19 protein-coding genes and 1 pseudogene are annotated in these 20068 nt (G+C 68.7%); 6 read left to right on the forward strand and 14 right to left on the reverse strand.

What is annotated here, in order from left to right; genetic code table 11:
- Both amaB and AC6LKG_RS04860 read left to right on the forward strand, forming a co-directional pair.
- On the forward strand, positions 1-1503 hold the full coding sequence (amaB, locus tag AC6LKG_RS04855; protein ID WP_498163135.1) for an L-piperidine-6-carboxylate dehydrogenase: 1503 nt from the start codon (positions 1-3) through the stop codon (positions 1501-1503).
- A gap of 245 nt (positions 1504-1748) precedes the next feature.
- A complete protein-coding gene (locus tag AC6LKG_RS04860) occupies positions 1749-3032 on the forward strand; it encodes a phospholipase A (protein ID WP_498163137.1) in 1284 nt (427 codons plus the stop codon).
- Between the two features lie 27 nt (positions 3033-3059).
- Here AC6LKG_RS04860 and AC6LKG_RS04865 read toward each other — a convergent pair whose 3' ends face one another.
- Genes AC6LKG_RS04865 through AC6LKG_RS04880 form a run of 4 tightly spaced genes read right to left on the reverse strand, consistent with a single transcriptional unit; the run spans position 3060 to position 7252 of the window.
- The gene (locus AC6LKG_RS04865; protein ID WP_498163139.1) at positions 3060-3995 is read right to left on the reverse strand and encodes a dihydrodipicolinate synthase family protein; all 936 of its coding nucleotides are present in this window, start codon (positions 3993-3995) and stop codon (positions 3060-3062) included.
- Positions 3996-4000: 5 nt separating this feature from the next.
- Positions 4001-5173, reverse strand: a complete 1173-nt coding sequence (locus tag AC6LKG_RS04870; RefSeq protein ID WP_070781012.1) for an L-rhamnonate dehydratase — start codon at positions 5171-5173, stop codon at positions 4001-4003.
- Between the two features lie 55 nt (positions 5174-5228).
- Positions 5229-6269, reverse strand: coding sequence for a 4-hydroxythreonine-4-phosphate dehydrogenase PdxA (locus AC6LKG_RS04875; RefSeq protein WP_498163141.1), 1041 nt, complete (start codon positions 6267-6269; stop codon positions 5229-5231).
- 8 nt (positions 6270-6277) lie between these two features.
- Positions 6278-7252, reverse strand: coding sequence for a Bug family tripartite tricarboxylate transporter substrate binding protein (locus tag AC6LKG_RS04880; RefSeq protein ID WP_498163142.1), 975 nt, complete (start codon positions 7250-7252; stop codon positions 6278-6280).
- Positions 7253-7372: 120 nt separating this feature from the next.
- Here AC6LKG_RS04880 and AC6LKG_RS04885 point away from each other — a divergent pair, with 120 nt between their 5' ends.
- Positions 7373-8299 carry a LysR family transcriptional regulator gene (locus tag AC6LKG_RS04885; RefSeq protein WP_498163144.1) on the forward strand — a complete coding sequence of 309 codons (927 nt, stop codon included), beginning with the start codon at positions 7373-7375 and terminating at the stop codon, positions 8297-8299.
- Between the two features lie 257 nt (positions 8300-8556).
- Here the strand turns inward: AC6LKG_RS04885 and AC6LKG_RS04890 are convergent, their stop codons facing one another.
- The 10 genes from AC6LKG_RS04890 to AC6LKG_RS04935 form a co-directional block, all read right to left on the reverse strand.
- Positions 8557-8793, reverse strand: a complete 237-nt coding sequence (locus AC6LKG_RS04890) for a hypothetical protein (RefSeq protein WP_498163146.1) — start codon at positions 8791-8793, stop codon at positions 8557-8559.
- A gap of 19 nt (positions 8794-8812) precedes the next feature.
- On the reverse strand, positions 8813-9049 hold the full coding sequence (locus AC6LKG_RS04895; RefSeq protein WP_498163147.1) for a FixH family protein: 237 nt from the start codon (positions 9047-9049) through the stop codon (positions 8813-8815).
- Between the two features lie 22 nt (positions 9050-9071).
- Positions 9072-10562: a cytochrome c oxidase accessory protein CcoG gene (gene ccoG, locus AC6LKG_RS04900; RefSeq protein ID WP_498163148.1), complete on the reverse strand. Its 1491-nt coding sequence runs from the start codon at positions 10560-10562 to the stop codon at positions 9072-9074.
- Between the two features lie 73 nt (positions 10563-10635).
- Positions 10636-11586: a cytochrome-c oxidase, cbb3-type subunit III gene (gene ccoP / locus AC6LKG_RS04905; protein WP_498163150.1), complete on the reverse strand. Its 951-nt coding sequence runs from the start codon at positions 11584-11586 to the stop codon at positions 10636-10638.
- Entirely contained in the window at positions 11583-11756 is a 174-nt protein-coding gene (locus tag AC6LKG_RS04910) for a cbb3-type cytochrome oxidase subunit 3 (protein WP_498163152.1), read from the reverse strand. Before AC6LKG_RS04910 ends, ccoP begins: the two co-directional genes overlap by 4 nt.
- A 2-nt stretch (positions 11757-11758) precedes the next feature.
- Positions 11759-12487 carry a cytochrome-c oxidase, cbb3-type subunit II gene (gene ccoO, locus AC6LKG_RS04915; protein ID WP_498163154.1) on the reverse strand — a complete coding sequence of 243 codons (729 nt, stop codon included), beginning with the start codon at positions 12485-12487 and terminating at the stop codon, positions 11759-11761.
- A gap of 10 nt (positions 12488-12497) precedes the next feature.
- Positions 12498-13982 carry a cytochrome-c oxidase, cbb3-type subunit I gene (gene ccoN, locus AC6LKG_RS04920; protein WP_498163156.1) on the reverse strand — a complete coding sequence of 495 codons (1485 nt, stop codon included), beginning with the start codon at positions 13980-13982 and terminating at the stop codon, positions 12498-12500.
- A gap of 210 nt (positions 13983-14192) precedes the next feature.
- Positions 14193-14354, reverse strand: a complete 162-nt coding sequence (gene ccoS / locus AC6LKG_RS04925) for a cbb3-type cytochrome oxidase assembly protein CcoS (RefSeq protein WP_498163158.1) — start codon at positions 14352-14354, stop codon at positions 14193-14195.
- Entirely contained in the window at positions 14351-15325 is a 975-nt protein-coding gene (locus tag AC6LKG_RS04930; RefSeq protein WP_498163160.1) for a hypothetical protein, read from the reverse strand. Before AC6LKG_RS04930 ends, ccoS begins: the two co-directional genes overlap by 4 nt.
- 79 nt (positions 15326-15404) lie before the next feature.
- On the reverse strand, positions 15405-16673 hold the full coding sequence (locus AC6LKG_RS04935; RefSeq protein WP_498163162.1) for an adenosylmethionine--8-amino-7-oxononanoate transaminase: 1269 nt from the start codon (positions 16671-16673) through the stop codon (positions 15405-15407).
- A gap of 113 nt (positions 16674-16786) precedes the next feature.
- Here AC6LKG_RS04935 and AC6LKG_RS04940 point away from each other — a divergent pair, with 113 nt between their 5' ends.
- The 3 genes and pseudogenes from AC6LKG_RS04940 (at position 16787) to bioD (ending at position 20064) form a co-directional block, all read left to right on the forward strand.
- Positions 16787-17971, forward strand: coding sequence for an aminotransferase class I/II-fold pyridoxal phosphate-dependent enzyme (locus AC6LKG_RS04940; RefSeq protein WP_498163163.1), 1185 nt, complete (start codon positions 16787-16789; stop codon positions 17969-17971).
- A complete protein-coding gene (locus AC6LKG_RS04945; RefSeq protein WP_498163165.1) occupies positions 17971-18639 on the forward strand; it encodes an alpha/beta fold hydrolase in 669 nt (222 codons plus the stop codon). The genes AC6LKG_RS04940 and AC6LKG_RS04945 overlap by 1 nt, the downstream gene beginning before the upstream one ends.
- Positions 18636-20064 (forward strand): annotated as a pseudogene (gene bioD, locus AC6LKG_RS04950) (dethiobiotin synthase). The gene AC6LKG_RS04945 and the pseudogene bioD overlap by 4 nt, the downstream one beginning before the upstream one ends.
- The last annotated feature ends 4 nt before the right edge of the window (positions 20065-20068 follow it).

The following is a 20068-nucleotide window of genomic DNA, read 5'->3' on the forward strand; positions in this document are numbered from 1 at the left end:
ATGGACACGCCCCAAGACATCCTGCGTGCGCTCGGACTCACGCCCGCCACCCTGACCGGCGGCACGCTGGTCGCCCGCAGCCCGATCGATGGCGCCGAACTGGCCCAGGTCCACGAACACACCGTGGCGCAAGCGCACGCCGCCATCACCCGCGCCCGCCAGGCCAGCCTGGCCTGGCGCGACGTGCCGGCCCCGCGCCGCGGCGAGCTGCTGCGCCTGTTCGGCGAAACGCTGCGCCAGCACAAGCGCGAACTGGGCCGCCTGGTCAGCCTGGAAGCCGGCAAGATCCTGGCCGAGGGCGAAGGCGAGGTTCAGGAAATGATCGACATCTGCGACTTCGCGGTGGGCCTGTCGCGCCAGTTGTATGGCCTGACCATCGCTTCCGAGCGCCCTGGCCACCGCATGATGGAAACCTGGCATCCGCTGGGCGTGGTGGGCGTCATCAGCGCCTTCAACTTCCCGGTGGCGGTGTGGTCCTGGAATGCCGCGCTGGCGCTGGTGTGCGGCAACGCGGTGGTCTGGAAGCCGTCGGAAAAGACGCCGCTGACCGCCCTGGCCTGCCAGGCGCTGTTCGCGCAGGCGGTGCAGCGCTTCGGCGACGCGCCGGCCGGCCTGTCGGAAGTGCTGATCGGCGGCCGCGAAATCGGCGAGGCGCTGGTGGATTCGCACACGGTGGCGCTGGTGTCGGCCACCGGCTCGACCCGCATGGGCCGCCAGGTCGGTCCGCGCGTGGCGCAGCGCTTCGGCCGCGTGCTGCTGGAACTGGGCGGCAACAACGCCATCATCGTCGGCCCCAGCGCCGACCTGGACATGGCCGCGCGCGGCATCGTCTTCGGCGCCATCGGCACCGCCGGCCAGCGCTGCACCACCACGCGCCGCCTGATCGTGCACGAAAGCGTGGCCGACGACCTGCTGCAACGCCTGCACAAGGCTTATGCGAGCGCGCCCATCGGCAACCCGCTGGACGGCAGCAACCTGGTCGGCCCGCTGATCGACCGCGCCTCGTTCGACGCCATGCAGGCCGCGCTCAAGGCCGCCGGCGAACAGGGCGGCAAGGTCACGGGCGGTGAACGCGTGCTCGCCGACCAGTACCCGGACGCCTGGTACGTGCGCCCCGCCATCGCCGAGATGCCGGGCCAGACCGACGTGGTCTGCCATGAAACCTTCGCGCCGATCCTGTACGTGATGCGCTACACCGACTTCGACCAGGCGCTGGCCATGCAGAATGGCGTGCCGCAAGGCCTGTCGTCGGCCATCTTCACCAACGACCTGCGCGAGGCCGAGACCTTCCTGTCGGCCGCGGGGTCCGACTGCGGCATCGCCAACGTCAACATCGGCACGTCGGGCGCCGAGATCGGCGGCGCCTTCGGCGGGGAAAAGGAAACCGGCGGCGGCCGCGAGTCGGGCTCGGACGCCTGGCGCAACTACATGCGCCGCGCCACCAACACCATCAACTACTCGCGCAACCTGCCGCTGGCGCAGGGCATCAAGTTCGGAGAATAAGCCGAAAGCCATAGGGCAAGAGGCCCCGCGCATCGCCGCCGATGCGTGGGGCCTCTTGTCTTGCGGGGCGCCGCAATCAGCCTGCAGTCCGGCGCCGGCGTGCGCGCCAATCCCGCCGGACGCAGCCGGCGGCGCGCCCATGCTACCGCGCCTATGTTGCAAGCCCTACATCCGATAAGCCTGGCTTACAAAATGTAGGCACGGCCGATGCTACATTGCATCGTCACAGATTTCCCCCTCGTCCCATGACTTCGTCCCGACGCATCGCCCTTCCCCTGCGCACCCTGACCGCCGCCCTGGCGCTGGGCCTGGCCGGTACCGCCGCCGCCGGCGTGTCCTACCGGCTCGACCGTCCTTCGGCCGCCCCCGGCGACACCGTCACCATCGAAGCCGTGTATTTCAATGAAGGCAATGCCCGCGCCACCTGGGAGGCCCCGCCCGAACTGGTGCTGCAATGGCGCGGCCAGGACGGCCAGATCGTGCGCAGCCTGGCCAAGCTGCAAGGCGGCAAGGCCAATTACAGCGTGCCGGTCAACAATTTCGCGCGGATGACCTGGACCGCCGTCGTGCCCGCCACGGCGCGCGGCCTGCAGGCGATCGCCATCGAAGGCCAGCCGGCGATGATGGCGCTGGACGCCACCGGCCGCGACAGCGGCACGCTGGCCAGCACGCCGGCGCAAGGCCCCGTGGTCGATCCGCGCACCGGCCAGCCCGTGCCGCCGGCCGCGGTGGCCGCGGCCGGCGCATCGCCCGAGGGCGGACCGGCGCCGGACACCGTGGCCGTCTCGTCCTACCAGCAATCGGCCTTCGATCATTTCCGCAGCGCGATCTCGGAATACAAGCCGGTGTACTTCGACATCGGCACCCGCGGCCAGACCACCGCGCGCTTCCAGATCAGCGCCAAGTACCGCCTGTTCAGCCCGTCCGGCAACCGCCCGGCGACCTGGGGCGAGAACTTCTACCTGGGCTACACCCAGACCTCGCTGTGGGACCTGCAGGGCGATTCCATGCCCTTCATCGACACCACCTTCAACCCCAGCCTGTTCTGGCTGTCGGACAACATGTGGCAGTCGGCAAACCAGAGCTGGCGACTGGGCATGAACACCGGCGTCGAGCACAACTCCAACGGCAAGGCCGGCGACGACTCGCGCTCGGTCAACGACGCCTACATCCAGCCGCAGTTCAACTATCGCTTCGACGGCGGCAGCACGCTGACCTTCGCGCCCAAGGTCAAGGCCTACTTCGGCGTGGCCAGCGAGAATTCCGACTACGCCGACTACGCCGGCCGCGTCGACTGGAACCTGCGCTGGGCGCAGGACAACGGCGCGGTGGTCTCGGCCATGTACCGCCAGGGCGACCAGCGCCGCCGCACCACGCAGCTCGACTTCGCCTGGCCGCTGCAACGCACCTGGCTGAACATGAACGGCTACCTGCACCTGCAGTACTTCAACGGCTACGGCGAAACGCTGCTGGGCTACAACCAGCGCAACGAATCGCAGTTCCGCATCGGCCTGTCGCTGGTGCCCTGACGCCCAGGCTGGGGTCGGCCTGGCGTCCTAGCGCGCCCAGCGCAGCACCAGCGGGTCCAGCCGCCGCGCCACCTCCAGCAGGCCCTGCCGCACTTCGGGCCGCATGGCCGGGAACGGATGGCGCGGCGCGTCGCTGGCGATCACGCCGCCGGCCTTCATCAAGGCCTTGGCGGTCAGGATGCCGCCCTGGCGATTCTCGTAGTTGATGAGCGGCAACCAGCGTTCGTACAGGTCATAGGCCGCGTCGCGGCGGCCTGCGCGATGCGCCTCGATGATCGGCCGGATGCCGTCGGCGAAGCCGCCGCCCGTCATGGAGCCGGTGGCGCCGGCGTCCAGGTCCGGCAGCAGCGTGATGGCCTCTTCGCCGTCCCACGGCCCTTCCACCGCCGCGCCGCCCAGCGCGATCAGGTCGCGCAGCTTGCTGGCCGCGCCGGCGGTCTCGATCTTGAAGTACGACACCTGCGCGATCTCGCGCGCCATGCGCGCCAGCAGCGCGGCGGGCAGCGGCGTGCCGGCGACCGGCGCGTCCTGGATCATGATGGGGATGTCGATGGCGTCCGACACCTTCTGGAAGAACCCGACCACCTGCTCCTCGGCAACGCGGATGGTGGCCCCGTGGTACGGCGGCATGATCATCACCATGGCCGCGCCCTGCGCCTGCGCCCGACGGCTGCGCGCCGCGCATACCCGGGTGCCGTAGTGCGTGGTGGTGACGATCACCGGCACCCGGCCGGCCACGTGCTCCAACAAGGTGCGCGTGAGCACCTCGCGCTCGTCGTCCGACAGCGAGAACTGCTCGGAAAAGTTGGCCAGGATGCACAGGCCGTCCACGCCGCTGTCGATCATGAAATCGACGGCGCGCTTCTGGCCCGCCAGGTCCAGCTCGCCCGCTTCGGTGAAGATGGTGGGCACCACCGGAAAGATGCCGCGATAGCGCGGCGCCGGCACAGTCGTCGTGGTCATGGCGCTCACTCGATGATGTTGAAGTCTTTCAGGTATTCGGTCTTCAGGCTCAGGCCCAGCCCCGGCTTGTTGTCGTCCAGGTCGATGAAGCCTTCCCTGGCCACCGGCTCGCCGTCGAAGATGTAGTAGAAGAGTTCGTTGCCCACTTCCACGTCGAACATCGGGAAATACTCGCTCATGGGCGAGGCCAGCGTGCTCATGGTCAGGTGGTAGTTGTGCATCTGGCCGGCGTGCGGAATGACCGGCACGCTGTAGGCCTCGCACAGGGCGTTGATCTTGTGCGCGGCGGTGATGCCGCCGACGCGGTTGGTGTCGTACTGCACCACCGACACCGCCTTGCGGTCCAGCAACTGCTTGAAGCCGTACAGCGAGAACTCGTGCTCGCCGCCCGAAATCGGAATCGAGGTCAACTGGTTCAACTCGGCATAGCCGTCGATGTCGTCGGCGATCACCGGTTCCTCCAGCCAGCGCGGCTCGAACTTCTCCAGCTTGGGCAGCATGCGCTTGGCGTATTCCAGGTTCCAGCCCATGTAGCATTCGAGCATCAGGTCGGTGTCGTAGCCGATCACCTCGCGCACCGCCTCGACCGACTTCAGGTTCTCCGAGACGCCGCGCTGCAGGTGCGCCGGGCCGTAGCCGAAACGCATCTTGAAGGCAGTGAAGCCCTGGTCCAGGTAGGTCTGGGCCTCTTCCTGCATGGCCTTGAGATCAGTGCGGTAGAGCTTGGAGTAGTAGACCGGGATCTTCTCCTTGGTGCGCCCGCCCAGCAGCTTGAAGACCGGCTTGCCGACCGACTTGCCCAGGATGTCCCAGATCGCCAGGTCCACGCCCGAGATCGCCGCCATGGTCACGCCCTTGCGACCCCAGGCATGGGTGGCGCGGTACATGCGCTGCCACAGGTATTCGTAGTCCCACGGGTCCTGGCCGATCACCAGCGGCGCCAGGTACTGGTCGATGATGGCCTTGGCCACCCGCGGCGCCAGCGCCACGTTGCCCAGCCCGACGATGCCGTCGTCGGTCTCGACCTCGACCACGGTCCAGCCATGGAAGCGGAAGGTGCTCATGGTTTCCTGCGGCGAATACAGCAGGTCCATGGCGTTGGAGCAGAAGTTGCCTTGCGGCGGAACGGTCTTGCCGGTCCATTCAAAGACGCGCGCGCGGACGGATTTGATCTTCATGGGGATTCCTGCGGAAAAGGTCGAACGATGCGATGAGTCGGAAGGAACGGCCGCCTCAGGCCGCCGCGCGCGCGGCGCGGTGCGACAGGCCCATGCGGCAGGCGATGCGGAAGGCCTGCCAGGTGGCGTCGACGTTGGCGCGCCCCTGGCCGGCGATGTCGTAGGCGGTGCCGTGGGCCGGCGTGGTGATCGGGATCGGCAGGCCGCCCTGCACCGTCACGCCGCGCGAGAAGCCCAGCAGCTTGATCGCGATCTGGCCCTGGTCGTGGTACATGGTGACGATGGCCTGAAACTCGCCCGCCTGCGCCTTCAGGAAGATGGTGTCGGCGGGGAACGGGCCCTGCACCGGCAGCCCCTCCTGGTTCAACTCGCGCACGGCCGGGGCGATGATGTCGACCTCTTCGCGCCCGCAGGTGCCGCCGTCGCCGCCATGCGGGTTGAAGGCCGCCACCGCCACCCGCGGCGCGGCCACGCCATTGGCCTGCAGCGATCGGTAGATCAGCCGCGTGGCGGCCTTGATGCCGTCGATGCTGAGCGCGGCGGCGGCGTCCTTGAGCGGAATGTGCGAGGACACGCGCGCGGTCCACAGCTCGCCCAGCGTGTTGAACTCGCAGAAGTAGCCCGTCACGCCCAGGTACTGCGCGAAGTGGTGCAGTTCGTCGTCGTGGCGCAGGCCGCCCTGCTTCATCGCGTGCTTGTTCAGCGGCGCGAAGCAGATGGCGTCGATATGGCCGGCCAGCGCCGCGTCCATGCAGGCGTCCAGCACCCGCAGCACCGAGGCGCCGCCGGGCGCCTGCGCCAGGCCAAGGTTGACGTCCTCGCGCCGCACGGTGTCCATCGCCAGCCACGCCGGCACGCCGGTGTCCGGCCGCATGCGCACGGCGTCGAAGCCGTCCACCGGCTGCGTGGCCACTTGCACGCCAGCCACGCGCTGGCCTTCGCGCCACAGCCATTCATCGCCCACCAGCACGATGTTGGCCAGTTTCGCCGCGTCAGGCCGCGCCAGCAGGCGCGCGATCAGTTCGGGGCCGATGCCGGCGGGGTCGCCCAGCGTCAGGGCGATGACGGGTTTGGCGGCGTTGCGGTCGTTGCTCATGCTGCGATTCATTCCACGGAGATATGGTTCTTCTTGATGATGCCGGCGTAGCGCTGGTTTTCGGCCTGGTGGAACTGCGCGAACTGCGCCTGGCTCATCGGATTGATGTCGGCGCCGATGGCCTGCAGGCGCGTCCGGGTCTCGGGCATGGCCAGCACCGCATTGACCGAGTCATGCACGCGCTGCTGCACTGCCGCCGGAGTATTACTGGGCATGTAGATGCCGTACCAGGCGCTCATCTCGATGCCGTTGACGCCGGCTTCGGCCATGGTCGGCACATCGGGCAACTGCGGATTGCGCCTGGCGCTCAGCACCGCCAGCGCGCGCACCTTGCCGCTCTTGATGTGCGGGATGACGGAGGACGCGGTCTCGAAGGCGATCTGCACCTGGCCGCCCATCAGGTCGACCATGGCCGGGCCGCTGCCGCGATAGGGAATGTGCGTCATCTGCACTCCGGTGGCGTCCTTGAACAGTTCGGCGGCGATGTGCTGGGTGCTGCCCGAGCCGCTGCTGGCGAAGTTGTATTCGCCCGGCTTGCGCTTGAGCAGTGCGATCAGCTCCTGCACCGACTTGACCGGCAATTGGTTGTTGACCACCAGGATGTTCGGCACCGCGCCCACGAACACCACCGGCGTCAGGTCGCGGTCGTTGTCGTAGCCCAGCTTGAGCAGGTGCGGCGCGATCGCGTGGGCCGTCGATACGCCCATCACCATGGTGTGGCCGTCGCCAGACTTGGCCGCCAGGTCCGCCGCCAGCGTGTTGGACGCGCCCGGCTTGTTCTCCACCACCACGGTCTGCTTGAGCATCGGCCCGAGCTTGTCGGCCACGGCGCGCGCCATGGCGTCGGTGCCGCCGCCGGGCGCCGAGCCCACCAGCAGGCGCAGCGGCCGGGTCGGCCAGTCGGCGCTTTGTGCCTGGGCGGATGCGGCGGCGGACAGGCACAGCGCGCCCGCCGCCAATGCGGCATAAAGCCGAGTCTTCATGGTTGTCTCCTTGGGGGCTTATGGCCCGAGATGGGCTTTGTTATGCCTGCATCTTAGAAACAACCGCTGTTTCCGTAAAATGAAACTTTTGCACCAACCGTTCACTACAGGCGATCAATCATGGAACGCGTCCCGAACGCCCCCGCCCTGCTGTCGCGCCTGCGCATGCGGCAGATCGTGCTGCTGCTGGCCATCGAGGAGCGCGGCACCCTGCGCGCCGCCGCCACGCAGCTCAACATGACCCAGTCCGCCGCCAGCAAGATGCTGCACGAACTGGAACTGGCCATCGGCCAGCCGCTGTTCGAACGCGTCGGCCGCGGCCTGGCGCTGACTGCGGCCGGACAATGCGTGATGGAATATTTCCGCGGCATGCGCGGCACGGTGTCGTCGCTGGCACGCGAACTGGAGGAAGTGCGCCTGGGCAGCGCCGGCAAACTCTTCATCGGCAGCATCATGGCGGCCTCGCCCGGGCCCTTGACCGACGCCCTGCTGCGCCTGAAGCGGACCTACCCGCTACTGGCCGTGGAAATCTCCACCGGCACCAGCGACCTGCTGATCGAACGCCTGAACGAAGGCCGGCTCGACGTCGTCATCGGCCGCATGCTGACCCTGTCCGAACGCCACTACGTCTTCCGCCCCATCGGCGACGAGGCCCTGTCCGTCATCGCCGCCGTCGACCATCCCCTGACCCGCCGCAAGCGCATCAGCTTCGCGGCCCTGCAGGCCTACCCCTGGATCCTGCAACCCCACGGCAGCCCCATGCGCGACGTCCTGGAACAGGAATTCCGCGCCCATGACACCGCCCTGCCCAAGGGCCTGATCGAGTCCGCCTCGATCCTGACCACCACCAACCTGGCCATGAAGTCCGACATGCTCGGCGTCATCCCCGACTCCGTCGCCAGCCGCTACGCCCGCCACGGCCTGCTCGCCGTCATCCCCTACCGACTCCAGCACACCCTGACCGCCTTCGGCAGCATCATCCCCAAGGACCGCCCGCTGAGCGCGCCGGCCAGGCACTTCGTGGACCTGCTGCACGACACGGAATAAAGACGCACCACACCCAGGGTACATACCACCAGCCCCGGCGCAGCCCCCACCAGCCGCCAACACCCCAACACCGCCCCGACGCAAGACACCGCGTAAGCCCCAAAAGGCCGCCCGCGCGGCCGACCTGGGGCGGGCCCCGCAAACCTCTCCATGCCCCCGCCGATCCGACAACGCAACGCTCCAAGACGCCCGCCGCGAGGGGCGACCTGCGAAGCGAATCCCCAACAACGCCCCCACGAAGCACCCAAAAGACCCGCCTAAAGATCCGGATCTTCCTCCACCTTAGGCATCAAATAAGCCGTCAACGCACTCGACGCCCCCGCCATCGCCCAAAGCAGAAAGAACGACACCGTATAAAACCCCACCCGCCCCGTCGGCACATACCCGAACACCGCCACGTCCAACGGATCGATCAACGCAAACACGATCGCGCTACCCACGGCCGCCGCCAGGAACGACGGCCACAGTATCCACATCAACGATCTCAGCCCCATGGCGCGCCTCCGGAAATCATCAACGAACGCCGATCGCGGCCGGCGGCGCGGGCACCGTGTCCGCCGGCTCGATCACCAAACCGCGCTTGACCACGCCTTCCTGGATCGGCTGGTTGCTGAACTGGGTATAGGCCAGGTAGATCGTGATGGCGCAGCCGACCATCGCCAGGAATGGCCCCGCCATCAGGAACCAGGGCCAGAATTCGCGGTACCAGGGTTTCGCCGGCATGGGCGCGGCTACATGGGCAGTATTCATCGTCGGCATCCTCTTCAGGGAGTCATTCGGGCACATAGAAACTCGCAGCCTCGTCGGTCTCGATCGACCGGTTTTCGAGGTCCCGGGCAGTGGCCCGCAAGGTGATCGGGTGGGCGCCGGGCGCAGCGCCGGCCGGCATGCGGATCACCATCGGCACCAGCTTGTTGGCCGCCGCCGCCACCTCCACCACATCCGACTCGGCCTGCCCGGCGCGCACCGCCAGCCCCGGCAGGCCGTCGGCCGACAAGCGCAGCCGCAACGGCGAATCCGAAGTGTTGATGATCTGCAACCGGTACACGTTCTCGATCATGCCGCCGGCCACTTCGCGCCCCAGCACGCCGCGGTCGCGAATCACGTCCACCCGCAGCGGGTTGCGCAGCGCCAGCGACACCACGAACGCCACCGCCAACCCCAGGATCAGCGTGCCGTAGATCAACACCCGCGGGCGCAGCAGGTGCGAGCGCGCGCTCTTCGTCGACAGCCCTTCCAGCATCGCCCGCTCGGAGGTGTAGCGGATCAGCCCGGACGGATACTGCATCTTGTCCATCACCTGTTCGCAGGCATCGATACAGGCGCCGCAGCCGATGCACATGTATTGCAGACCCTCGCGGATGTCGATGCCGGTCGGACAGACCTGCACGCACAGGCTGCAATCGACGCAATCGCCCAGTCCGGCGGCCTTGTGGTCGACCTTGCGCGAACGGCCGCCGCGCGGATCGCCGCGGCGCTTGTCGTAGGTCACCACGAAAGTGTCGGGGTCGACCATCACGCTCTGGAAGCGCGCGTACGGGCACATGTACTTGCACACCGATTCGCGCATGAAGCCGGCGTTGCCCCAGGTGGCGAAGCCGTAGAACACCATCCAGAACCACTGCCACGGCCCCAGTTGCAGCGTGAACAGTTCGTGACCCAGCTCGCGGATCGGCGCGAAGTAGCCGATGAAGGTGGAGCCGGTCCACCAGGCCAGCGCGATCCACAGGAAGTGCTTGGTGATTTTCAGGCGCGCCTTGCGCCAGGTCCAGGGCGATTCATCGAGACGGATGCGGGCGACGCGGTCGCCTTCGACCTTGCGTTCGATCCACATGAAGATCTCGGTGTAGACCGTCTGCGGACAGGCGTAGCCACAGAACAGCCTTCCGGCCACGGCGGTGAACAGGAACAGCGCCAGCGCCGAAATCACCAGCAGCACCGCCAGGTACACCACGTCCTGCGGCCACAGCACCAGGCCGAACAGGTAGAACTTGCGCGCGCCCAGGTCGAACAGCACCGCCTGGCGGCCGTTCCATTGCAGCCATGGCAGGCCGTAGAAGATCAGTTGCGTGAGAAAGACGAAGGCGATGCGCCAGCGCGCGAAGATGCCGCTGACCGAGCGCGGATAGATCTTGCTGCGCACGCCGGCCAGGGTCTGTTCGAGAGTCTCCTGACCAGGCCGTGGCGGCCGCACGTGCGGCCGCCAGGGTGGCGGGTCGCCGCCAGGCGGCGTGCTGACGCTTGCGGTTGACCCATCATCCATGTGCAGCTCCGTGCGGTAAGTCCATGCGATATGGGAGGCGCCTTGACGGCGCGCCCCCACCTAGTTGCAGCGTCTACTTGGCCGAAGCCGTGGCCGGCTGCGAGGAAGCAGCATCCGGTTTGTTCGACAGGCCCCAGACCCAGGCGGTCAGGATCTTGATCTGTTCCGGGGTCAGAATGTCGCCATGCGCCGGCATGCGGTTCTCGCGCCCATCCAAAATGGTCTTGACGATGGTGGCTTCGGAACTGCCGTAAAGCCAGACGTCATCGGTCAGGTTGGGCGCGCCCAGCGCCTGGTTGCCCTTGCCGTCGACACCATGACAGGCCACGCAGAAGTTGGCGAACTCGCGCTTGCCGCGGAACACCCGCACCGGATCGGCCGTCAGGCCCGAAAGCGAACGCACGTACTGCGCGATGTCGCCGGCGGTCTTGGGGTCGATGGCCGACTTCCAGGGCGGCATCACGCCGATGCGGCCATTGGTGATGGTCTGCATGATGGCCTCGGGCGAACCGCCGTGCAGCCAGTCGTTGTCGGTCAGGTTGGGAAAGCTGGGGCCGCCCTTGGCGTCCGAACCATGGCACTGCGCGCAGGTGTTCAGGAACAGGCGCTGGCCGATTTCACGGGCGCCCGGATCCGCGGCGATCTGCGGCACCGTCATGGTTTCGAAGCGCGCGTAGATGGGGCGCACGGCCTCGGCCATTTTGGCCTGCTGCTGCGCCACTTCGTTGGCGCTGCTGTAGCCCAACTGGCCCTTGTACGAACCCAGGCCCGGCATGAAGAACAGGTAGCCAAGCGCGAAAGCGCAGGCCAGCAGGTACATCCAGGTCCACCAGCCGGGCACCGGGTTGTTCAATTCGGTGAGGTCGCCGTCCCAGACGTGGCCAGTGTCCTCGACCTGGCCGTTGGCCGGCTTGGTGTTGAGCCAGCGGCGCTGCGTGTACAGCAGCCACACGCACCACACCACGCCGCCGACCGCGACGATCGAGATGAAATACCCCCAGAAGCCATTGACGAAATCGCTCATGACCGATCCGCTCCATCTTGTTGTGCCGGCCCGAACTCATCGGGCAGCGCGAACGGCAACATGGCCGATTCGCTGTTGGCGCGCTGGCGGCCGCGCGAGCAGGCCCACCAGACGATGCCGAAAAAGGTTGCCATCGAGATGGCGGTGACGATTGCGCTCAGGTATGCCATGGTCAGCCTCCCGAGGCCGCGGGTTGCGCGGCGGCGGCCGGCTGCTGCGCGGCCTTCCCGGCTTCCTCGGCCTTCTTGGCTTCTTCCGCCTTTTTGGCCTGCTGCGCCTTGCGCACGCCCACGCCCAGCCCCTGCAGGTAGGCCACCAGCGCGTCCTCTTCGGTCTTGCCCTCGATGTCCTTGGGCGCGGCGGCGATTTCCTCGTCGCTGTATGGCACGCCCAGGGCGCGCAAGGCGCGCATGCGCTGCGCGACGTTCTGGCCGGTGATCACCGTCTTCTCCAGCCACGGATAGGCCGGCATGTTGGATTCCGGCACCACCTGGCGCGGATTGCGCAGGTGGATGCGGTGCCAGTCGTCGGAGTAGCGCTCGCCCACGCGCGCCAGGTCCGGACCGGTGCGCTTGGAGCCCCACAGGAACGGGTGGTCGAACACCGACTCCGAGGCCAGCGAGTACGAGCCGTAGCGCTGCACTTCGGCTGCCAGCAGGCGCACCTGCTGCGAGTGGCAGCCGACACAGCCTTCGCGGATGTAGACGTCGCGGCCCATCAGGCGCAGCGGGCTGTAGGGTTCGACCCCCGCCACCGGCTGCGTGGTGCTGTGCTGGAAGAACAGCGGCACGATCTGCACCAGCCCCGCGAAGGACACCACCAGGATGCTGGCGATGATCATCCAACCGATGTTCTTCTCGAGCGTCTGGTGGGAAAAGAAGCCTTGTTGCTTGTTGGCCATGATGTCCTCGTCAAACGGTGGCGGGCGCGGCGGCGATGGCCGGCTGGCGGGCGGCGTGCGAATCTTCCTGCGGGATGGCGGGATTGACCGCCTTCGCCCCGCTGACCGTCTTCCACACGTTCCAGGCCATGACCAGCACGCCCGACAGGAACAGCGCGCCACCAAGCAGCCGGATCATGTAGTACGGCACCCGCGTCTTGAGTTCCTCGACGAAGCTGTAGACCAGCGTGCCGTCGGCGGCGGTGTCACGCCACATCAGGCCCTGCTGCACTCCGGCGATCCACATCGCGGCGATGTACAGCACCACGCCGATGGTGGCGATCCAGAAGTGCAGTTCGATGGCCTTGACGCTGTACATCTTTTCGCGGCCATACAGGCGCGGGATCAGGTAGTAGAGCGAGCCGAACGAGATCATCGCGACCCAGCCCAGCGCGCCGGAGTGCACGTGGCCGATGGTCCAGTCGGTGTAGTGCGACAGCGCGTTCACGGTGCGGATCGACATCATCGAGCCTTCGAACGTGGCCATGCCGTAGAACGACAGCGCCGTCACCATGAACTTCAGGATCGGGTCGGTGCGCAGCTTGTACCAGGCGCCCTGCAGCGTCATGATGCCGTTGATCATGCCGCCCCACGACGGCGCCAGCAGGATCAGCGAGAACGTCATGCCCAACGACTGGGTCCAGTCGGGCAGCGAGGTGTACAGCAGGTGGTGCGGGCCCGCCCACATGTAGGTGAAGGCCAGCGCCCAGAAGTGGACGATGGACAGGCGGTACGAATAGATCGGACGGCCGGCCTGCTTGGGCACGAAGTAATACATCATGCCCAGGAAGCTGGTGGTCAGGAAGAAACCCACCGCGTTGTGGCCGTACCACCACTGCACCATGGCGTCCTGCACCCCGGCATAGGCGGAGTACGACTTCCACAGCGTCACCGGCATCTCGATGTTGTTGAAGATGTGCAGGATGGCGATGGTCAGGATGTACGAGCCGAAGAACCAGTTGGCCACGTAGATGTGCTTGGAGCGGCGCTTGATGATGGTGCCGAAGAACACGATGGCGTAGGCCACCCAGACCAGCGTGATCAGGATGTCGATGGGCCATTCGAGTTCGGCGTATTCCTTGCTGCTGGTGTAGCCCAGCGGCAGGGTGATGGCCGCGGCGACGATGACCGCCTGCCAGCCCCAGAACGTGAACGCGGCCAGCTTGTCACAGAACAGGCGGGCCTGACAGGTGCGCTGGACCACGTAGTACGAGGTCGCGAACAGGGCGCTGCCGCCAAAGGCGAAGATCACCGCGTTGGTGTGCAGCGGGCGCAGGCGACCGTAGCTGAGCCAGGCGGTGTCGAAATTCAACTGAGGCCAAATCAGCTGCGCGGCGAGAAAAACGCCCACAGCCATGCCGACGATGCCCCAGACCACGGTCATGAGCGCGAACTGCCTCACGATCCTGTAGTTGAAGGTGTCGGCCTTGCTTGCGATTGCGGCGCAATCGTTCATCACCCTTCCCCCAAACAAAAAGAAACAAGTAGCTCCAGGTTTCAATGATGGGGGGTCGCGGGTGAACCGGGGTTGATGTGCGTCAAACCCTGCCGCTCGTGCAGGGGAACCCGCTGCACCGGCACAACGTCGATGGCACGGGTGTTGGCCACGGCCGCACGCGCGGCCGCGGAATGGCGGCCGCCATGCAACGGGGAAGAAGGCGGCGCCCTAATCGCGCGCGGCCGGACCGCTGTCGTCGTCGCGCAGGATGGCGGCGCCGGCGTTGTCGGTGTCGTCGTACTGGCCGTTGAACACGGCCCACCACAGCGACACGCCGATCGCCAGCACGAACAGCAGCGACAGCGGCAGCAACAGGTAGAGGATGGTCATGGCGCGGCTTCCAGCGCGCCGTCGGGCGCCGGGCTGCCGGACCAGTCGCGGCGCGACAGCCGCCACGAGTTATAGGCCACCGCCAGCGACGACAGCAGCATGGTGATGGCCGCCAGCCACGGCGTGACCCAGCCGACCAGCGCCAGCGGTGTCATCAGCAGGTGCCAGGCCAGCGAGCCATGCAGGTTCTGGCGCGCCTTGCGTTGCGCCTCGGCCAGCAAGGCGTCCAGCGCCGCGTCGGGCATGGACGGATGCGCCGCCAGCGCCGCATGGGCAGACGCCATGGCGGTGGGCACCGCCATCGACATGGCACAGGGACAGCTCATGACCAGCAACGCCACCATCACCGGGATACTGTGGGCCGGGTCGATCCAGGCCCAGACCGCCGCCGCGCCCAGCGCCAGCGCCACCTGCGCCATGACGAAGCGCGAGGCCAGCCGGTCGGCGCCGGCGCCCAGCAGTTGGCGTTGCGCCTCGACCCGGGCATGGCGCTGGCCGCCGGCGCTGCCGCCGAACGACTGGCGCGCGCACAGTTCCAGGTAGCGCGCCGTCAACAGGAAGGCCACGAACATGGTGACAGAATCGAAATAGACCTCGCCGTGGCCGGTGTAGGTGGCATGCACGCTGGGAATGAAGGCGGCGACGATGCCCAGCGCCACCGGCACGTCCATGCCGGCGCGGCCGTGGCGCAGGTTGGCGCCGGCGTGGCGCCAGATCGGCCAGGCCGAATACAGCACCACCGGCACGGTCAGGGCCAGGCTGGCCCAGTTCATCAGCACGATGGCCCAGTCCAGCGTTTCCAGGGCGTCCCTGGGAATGCCCTCGTGGCGCAGATAGCCCGGCCAGGCGAACATCATCACCTGCATCATCGCCAGCCAGGCCAGCGACAGGCGCACCAGCGCATGCCGGCGCTGCTGGCGGTCGGCGTCGGGCAGGGACGGAGGGACGGCGAAGATGGATTTGGCTCGCATGGGCCGATGCTACCCAGCGCCAGGCGCGCCCGCCTTGACCTGGATCAAGACGCTCCGGACGCCTTGCCCGGCCCCCTTATCAGGGCCGCTGCGCGCGCAGCACGGCCACCACCGCTCCCATCAGGCTGTCCAGTTCGTCCGGCGCGATGGTCAGCGCCGGCGTCAAATACACCACATTGCCGAACGGCCGCACCCAGACGCCCGCTTCGACCAGGCGCCGTTTCAGCGCCTCGCGGTCGCGGATACCGTCCAGCTCGACCACGCCGATGGCGCCCAGCACCCGCACATCGCGCACCCAGGGCAGTTGGCGGCAAGGCGCCAACCCCGCCGCCAGGGCGCTCGACATGGCCCGCGCGTGGGCCAGGCGCGGCTCGGTCTCGAAGAGGTCGAGCGAGGCGTTGGCGGCGGCGCAGGCCAGCGCATTGCCCATGAAGGTGGGGCCGTGCATCAGGGCGTGCGCGGGTTCGTCCGACCAGAAGGCGTCGAACACCCTGCCGCTGGCCACCGTGGCGGCCAGCGGCAGGGTGCCGCCGGTCAGGGCCTTGGACAGGGTGATGATATCGGGCCGCACGCCGGCCTGCTCGAATGCGAACATTGTGCCGGTGCGGCCAAAGCCGGTGAAGATCTCGTCGAAGATCAGCAGCAGGCCGTGGCGGTCAGCCAGGTGGCGCAGGCGCCGCAGCACTTCGGCGTCGTGCAGCAGCATACCGCCGGCGCCCTGCACCAGCGGCTCGACCAGGATGCCGGCCAGTTGCGGCCCGCGGCTCTCCAGGAAGGCGTCGAGCCGGGTCATGGACTCGTCGTCGCGTGGCAGGTCGACAATGTCGTGCTCGGCCAGCATGCCGCGGAACAGGCTGTGCATGCCCTCGTCCGGATCGCATACGGCCATGGTGCCGAAGGTGTCGCCGTGGTAGCCGCCGCGGAACGCGACGAAGCGGCTGCGGCCACGCTCGCCTTGGTTGAGCCAGAACTGCACTGCCATCTTCATGGCGACTTCCACCGCCACCGAGCCGGAATCCGTATAGAACACGCGGTCCAGCCCCGGCCCCAGCAGAGCCGCCAGGCGCCGCGCCAGGGTCAGCGCCGGCTCGTGGGTCAGGCCGCCGAACATGACGTGCGGCATGGCGTCCAACTGCGCCCGCAGCGCCTGGGCGATGTGCGGGTGGTTGTAACCGTGGCAGGCGGTCCACCAGGACGCCACGCCATCGATCAGTTGGCGGCCGTCGGCCAGTTCCAGCCGGCTGCCTTGGCTGCGCACCACCGGCAGCGGCGGCGTGGCCGTCTTCATCTGGGCATAGGGCTGCCAGATGTGCGGCTGGCCCCGGGCCATCCAGTCAGGGGTCTGCATGTTTCACCTCCACTACAATGGCCCGCATTCTACGGCCGGGGGCCTGACGGCGTTGTTAACGGCCCCGGCCCCAAGGCGCGAAGCCCCGCCGCCGGCCGCCGCAGGAAACCGCCATGTCCAAGCTGGATCCCCTCTTTACTTCCGCCCTGGCCGAGGCCGACGCGCGCCGCGTCCGCCGCCGCCTGCGCACCGCCACCGCCGCGCCCGCCGGCCGCATCGCGCTCGATGGCGTGCCCGCCCTGAACTTCTCCAGCAACGACTACCTGGGCCTGTCCAGGCATCCGCTGCTGATCGAGCGTTCGCGCGAATGGGCGGCGCGCCACGGCGCCGGCGCGCAAGCCTCGCGCCTGGTGTGCGGCAATCTCGACCTGCACGAGCAGGTCGAGGCCAAGCTGGCGCGCCTGAAGGGCACCGAGGCCGCGCTGCTGCTGGCCTCCGGCTGGCAGGCCAACGCCGCCGTGCTGCCCGCGCTGCTGCGCGCGGCCGCTGGCCTGGGCGAGGTACAGGTCTATGCCGACAAGCTCAACCACGCCAGCCTGCACCACGGCTGCCAGGCGGCCGGCGTGCGGCAGATCCGCTTCCGCCACAATGACCTGGACCACCTGGAAGCCTTGCTGGCGGCGCGCGCCGATCCGTCAGCGCCGCCCGCCGCGCGCTTCATCATCACCGAAAGCGTCTTCAGCATGGACGGCGACCGCAGCGACGTGGCGCGGCTGGCGGCGCTGGCCGGTCGCTACCAGGCCTTCGTCTACCTGGACGAGGCCCACGCCACCGGCGTGCTGGGACCAGGCGGCATGGGGCTGGCCGGGCTGGCGCCGGGCGGCATCGATCTGGCCATGGGCACCTTCAGCAAGGCGCTGGGCGGCTTCGGCGCCTACGTGGCCGGCTCGCGCGCGCTCTGCGACTACCTGGTCAACGCCTGTTCGGGTTTCATCTACACCACCGCCCTGCCGCCTTCCGTGCTGGGCGCGATGGACGCCGCGCTCGACCTGGTGCCGACGCTGGACGCCGAACGCACCCGGCTGGCCGCCTCGGGCGAACGCCTGCGCGCCGCGCTCCGCGGCCTGGGCGTGGACAGCGGCGACTCGTCCACCCAGATCGTGCCGGCCATCGTCGGCAACGAGGCCCGCGCCCTGGCGCTGGCGGCGGCGCTGGAACAACGCGGCCTGCTGGCCGTGGCGATCCGCCCGCCTACCGTGCCGGCCGGCACCAGCCGCCTGCGCATCGCGCTGAGCGCGGCCCACCGCGACGCCGATATCGACCAACTGATAGACGGCCTGAAGGCCGCGCTCGCCTGATGCCGGCCACCGCAGCCCCCGTCCGCCCCACCCTGCTGTTCGTGCACGGCTGGGCCTTCGATGCCTCGTTCTGGACGCCGCTGGCCAACGCCTTGGCGGACTGGCCGCAGGCCATTGCCGACGCCGGCTATTTCGGTCCGGCCCATACGCCCGCGCCCGCCGGCCCGGTGCTGGCCATCGGCCACTCGCTGGGCGCGCTGCGGCTGCTGGGCGAACCGCCGCCCGGCTGCCTGGGCCTGGTGGCGATCAACGGCTTCGCCCGCTTCGGCGCGGCCGACGACTTCCCCGACGGCGTGCCGGCGCGCATGCTGGACCGCATGTTGAACCGCTTGGCGGCGCAGCCCGAAACCGTGCTGCGCGATTTCCGCCAGCGCTGCGGCGACACCAGCGCCATCGGTGCCCCCCAGGTCGAACCGCTGGCGCGCGACCTGCGGCTCCTGCGCGACGCCGACCAGCGCGCCGCGCTGGCGGCGCAGCCGATGCCGCTGCTGGCGCTGGCGGGCGCGGCCGACCCGATCGCAACCGGGCCGATGACGACGGCGGGCTTCGGCGCCGCCATCGACATCCACTGGCGCGAGCACGGCGGCCATCTGCTGCCGCTGACCGACACCGACTGGTGCGCGCGGCGCATCCGCGCCTTCCTGGCCCGCGTGGCGCCCGCCGCATGAGCGCCCACCTGCGCAATGCCCGGGTCGGCGCGCGCTTCGGTGCCGCCGCGTCGCGCTATGACGACCATGCCCCCGCCCAGCGCATCACCGCCGGGCGGCTGGCCGACGCGATCGGCCGGCTGCCGCTGCCGCCGCGTCCGCGCATCCTGGAGATCGGCTGCGGCACCGGCCTGCTGACGCAGGCGCTGGCCGCCCGGCTGGGGCCGGCCGACTGGACCGTCACCGACATCTCGCCCGCCATGCTGGCGCGGGCGCGACAAGGTCCGCCGCTGCCCGGCACCGCCCGCTACCAGGTGCTGGACGGCGAGCATCCCCGGGACCTGCCGGGCGGGTATGACCTGATCTGCTCCAGCCTGGCGGTGCAGTGGTTCGCCGACCTGAACGGCGGCCTGGGCCGCCTGGCCGGCCTGCTCGCGCCCGGCGGTCACCTGGCGGTGGCGACGCTGGCCGAAGGCACGTTCGAGGAATGGCGCGCCGCTCATGACGCCGTCGGCCTGGCCGCCGCCACGCCACGCTATCCGCCGAGCGGCGCCATCCGTCCGGCCATGGCCGATCTGGCCGGTGGCGTGCACAGTGAACGGCTGATACAAGATCATCCTGACGGCCTGCATTTCCTCAAGGCGCTCAAGGGCATCGGCGCCACCACGCCCGCGCCCGGCACGGCGCCGCTGGGCCCGGCCGCATTGCGGCGGGTGCTGGCGCAGTTCGACCAACAAGGCGCCACGGTGACCTATCACCTGGCCTATGGAATCTGGAAGAAACATGACTGACTCCCGCGCCCACGGCGTATTCGTCACCGGCACCGACACCGGCATCGGCAAGACCCTGGTCTCGGCCATCCTGGCGCGCGCCTGGCAGGCCGACTACTGGAAGCCGGTGCAGACCGGCGTGGCCGAGGAACCGGGTGACACCGAGACTGTCGCGCGCCTGGCGCAACTGCCGCCCGAGCGCCTGCACCTGCCGGCCTACGTGCTGCAGGCGCCGCTGTCGCCGTGGGCCGCCGCGCCGCTGGAAGACGCGGTGATCGACGCCACCGCCATCGTGCCGCCCGCCACGACCGCGCCCCTGATTGTCGAAGGGGCCGGCGGCCTGTACGTGCCGATCGACGACAGCCACATGATGATCGACCTGATCGCGCGCCTGGGCATGCCGGTGGTGCTGGCCGCGCGCAGCGGCCTGGGCACCATCAATCACACCCTGCTCAGCCTGGAGGCGCTGCGCCGCCGCGCCATCCCGGTGCTGGGCGTGATCATGAGCGGCCCGCTGTCGGCCGGCAACCGCGAGGCCATCGAGCGTTTCGGCAACGTGCGGGTGCTGGCCGAGATCCCGCCGCTGGAGCGGGTGGACGCGGCCGCCGTCGAGGCGCTGGCGCGCGCCGTGCCGCCGCTGGCGAAATGCCTGGCGGCGATGCGCGCCGCCGGTTGACGGC

The sequence above is a fragment of the Achromobacter sp. 46006 genome (genome assembly GCF_059761975.1).